This is a genomic window from Zavarzinia sp. (genome assembly GCF_041650655.1).
Taxonomy (GTDB): Bacteria; Pseudomonadota; Alphaproteobacteria; order Zavarziniales; family Zavarziniaceae; genus Zavarzinia.
Genome location: NZ_JBAZKR010000248.1, coordinates 1 through 2,842, shown reverse-complemented (window position 1 = coordinate 2,842; position 2,842 = coordinate 1). Strand labels below are relative to the sequence as shown.

Genomic DNA, 2,842 nt, shown 5'->3' with positions numbered 1-2,842 from the left:
TTCATGAAGTCGGGATGGGCGAGGAGATCGTCGGCCAGGATCGCGGTGAAATGCTCGAAGGCACAGGTGACGGCCAGCTTGAACAGCGGGCTGTCGTCCCAGCGGGCGATTTCGTCGCGCAGGCGCTGCTCGAGGGCATCGACGTCGCCGCCGAAAGCCTTGATCGCGTTGTTGTAACGCCGGTGCTCCCGCGAATGGATGCCTTCCTGCTGCTGGAAGCCGGTGATTTCCGCCAGCAGCTTGGGATCGGTCACCTGGTCGCGGAAATGGACCACGGCGTTGATGAAATAGGTCTCGCCCACGGGGAAGAGGATGGAGGCGCCGTCCATGATGGCGGTCGCCACCGGATTGCCGGCGAACCAGTTGCGCTTGTCGTCGCCGGCCAGCGAGAACTTCAGGTTCCGCGGCTTGATGTCCAGCTTGCCCATCCGTCTTCTCCTTGTGTTCCGATCAGGCTTCGTAGGCCGACTTGTACTTGTCGATCAGGTGGCGGGTGTCCTTCTGCCAGGGGTGATAGCCCGGCTTGAAGTAGGACAGATAGTCCGGGAGCGTGCGCAGCAGAACGCCCGGGCTGATCAGCGAGAAGTAGAGAATGCCGAACACGGTGTGGCGCATGCCGCCGTAACCGCGGGCGCGCATCAGCGCCTTGGCGTTGTAACGGCTCTGCCCGACGAAGACCGAGGTCGCCTTCAGCATCGCCTTCACGCGCATCAGGTAACCCTTGACGCCCTTGGGCTTCACCTGGTTCCAGACGTCGAAGGCGACGGACTTGTGTTCCGCTTCCTCGATGGCGTGCCAGCACCAGATGCGGGCGAATTCCGGCTCGGCCTTCGCGAGGAATTCCGGATGTTCCAGAACGTGCTCGGCCAGCATCGCGGTGAAATGCTCGAAGGCGCAGGTCAGGGCCAGGCGGTATTCGGGCGAGGCCTTCTGCTCGTCGAGAATGTCGATCTCGCGCTGCAGGCGGGCTTCCAGCTCGGCGATATTGCCGCCGAAGGCTTCGACCGCCTTGTTGTAGCGGCGATGCTCGCGCGAATGGATGCCTTCCTGCTGCTGGAAGCCGGTGATTTCGGCCAGCAGCTTGGGATCGCTGATCCGGTCGCGGAAATGGATGACCGACTGGATGAAGAAGGTCTCGCCGATCGGGAAGAGGACGGAGGCGCCGTCCATCATCGCCGTGGCGACCGGATTGCCGCCGAACCAGTTGCGCTTGTCCTCGCCGGCGAGGGCGAACTTGATGTTACGCGGCTTGATTTCGACCATGCTCATGATGTCTCTCCTCGTCGCTGCCGGCCGGCGCTCTTGCGCCTCAGGACCGGGCGGGGGCTGGGGATTTGCTGTTCTTGTCCTTGGCGCCGGAGGCGAGGCCGCCGAAGGCCTTGCGCACCAGCGCCGCGTAAGCAACCGGCAACAGCCGCACGAGACCGGAAATGATCCGGGCATCGGGGCCGATCAGGATGCGGGGCGAGCGGCGCTCGATCCCGCGGATGATGGTGGCGGCGGCCTGCTCGGGCGTCGTGCGGGCGATTTCCTCGAACCGCTTGGCGATGGCTTCCGCCGATTCGGCGCCCGGCGGCAGCTCGACCACCCGGGCCGAGGCGGCGATATTCGTCTTGATGCCGCCCGGGTGAACGCAGCCGATATGAACGCCGGAGCCATGCACTTCCTGGCGCAGGGTTTCGGTGAAGCCGCGCACGGCGAATTTCGCCGCGCAGTAAGCCCCCTGGCCGGGCACGCCGATCAGGCCGAAGACGCTGGAGATATTGACGATCGAGCCCGATTTCTTCGCCAGCATATGGGGCAGGAAAGCCTTGGTGCCATAGACGACACCCCAGAAATTGATGCCCATCAGCCATTCGATCTGTTCGATCGGCAGGCTGTCGATCGAGCCGACAAGGGCGACGCCGGCATTGTTCACGACGATATCGGCACCGCCGAGCTCGCCGATCACCCGCTCGGCGAAGGCGAAGAAGGCCGCGCGGTCCGAGACGTCCATGGCCTGGGTCAGAACCATGGTGCCCTGCCGGCGCAACTCGCCCGCCAGGGTTTCCAGACGGTCCGCGTTGATGTCGGAAATCGCGAGGGTGCAGCCCCGCCGTGCGAAATCCCGTGCGAGGGCCTGACCGATCCCCGATGCGGCACCCGTGACCACGGCGACTTTGCCCTTGAACATTTCCTGACCCATTTCTGTCTCCCTTGTGGTTTGTTTTTCTCACTCGACCAAACTTATGTCAATCGACAAATAAAACCATTTCCAGAGTGATTGCGTCACCCTGTCGCATCTCAGCGCGGATCGTGAGCCTTCGTCACATAAAGGTGAAGGGGCAATCGAGCCCGGGGCGCGAAGCCGGGAAAGGTTGCATCCGGGCATGGCCTTGCCGCATTGTGCGCGCAGGCATTGACCGTTTCCGGGGTATTCCTTTTGTCGCGTCCGGTGTTCGACGATCTTCAGGCGAGGCTGCGCTCGCTCGCGCGGGGGGACCTGCCGTCGGCGGTCGCCCTGCCCGGCAGCCGGGCCGAGCGGTCGGCGGCGCTGCGCGCCCGGATCATCGACGCGGCAAAGCCGGAATTCGCCGCCAAGGGCTATGACGGCGCCTCGGTCCGCGCCATCGCGGCGGCGGCGGGCATCGAGCAGGGTCACCTCGGCTATCACTTCAAGACCAAGCGCGCCCTGTGGGAGGCGACGGTCGATACCGTCTTCGCCGATTTCCCCGAGACCGTCGGCGGCATGATCCCGCGCACCTATGAGGATGCGCGGATGGTGATGCGGGCGATGCTGCAGAGCTATGCCAACTATTGCCTGATGGTGCCGGAACATGCCCGCTTCGTCTTCAACGAAGCC

4 protein-coding genes are annotated in these 2,842 nt (G+C 64.2%); 1 reads left to right on the top strand and 3 read right to left on the bottom strand.

The features are described from left to right. The 3 genes from WC493_RS23040 to WC493_RS23030 all read right to left on the bottom strand — a co-directional run. The coding region (locus WC493_RS23040; protein ID WP_373068953.1) for a metal-dependent hydrolase at window positions 1–428 on the bottom strand (428 nt) is incomplete at its 3' end. A 22-nt stretch (window positions 429–450) separates the two neighbouring features. After that, window positions 451–1,269: a metal-dependent hydrolase gene (locus tag WC493_RS23035; RefSeq protein WP_373068951.1), complete on the bottom strand. Its 819-nt coding sequence runs from the start codon at window positions 1,267–1,269 to the stop codon at window positions 451–453. Between the two features lie 40 nt (window positions 1,270–1,309). Next, entirely contained in the window at window positions 1,310–2,185 is an 876-nt protein-coding gene (locus tag WC493_RS23030) for an SDR family NAD(P)-dependent oxidoreductase (RefSeq protein WP_373068949.1), read from the bottom strand. A 237-nt stretch (window positions 2,186–2,422) separates the two neighbouring features. On the opposite strand from WC493_RS23030, the gene WC493_RS23025 reads away from it, so the two are divergent. Then, window positions 2,423–2,842: TetR/AcrR family transcriptional regulator (locus WC493_RS23025; RefSeq protein WP_373068947.1), on the top strand; the 420-nt coding region annotated here is incomplete at its 3' end.

What these genes read in the sequence shown, in the direction of transcription:
- WC493_RS23035 (WP_373068951.1), bottom strand. Translation starts at nt 1,269, where the DNA reads ATGAGCATGGTCGAAATCAAGCCGCGTAACATCAAGTTCGCCCTCGCC.
- WC493_RS23030 (WP_373068949.1), bottom strand. Translation starts at nt 2,185, where the DNA reads ATGGGTCAGGAAATGTTCAAGGGCAAAGTCGCCGTGGTCACGGGTGCC.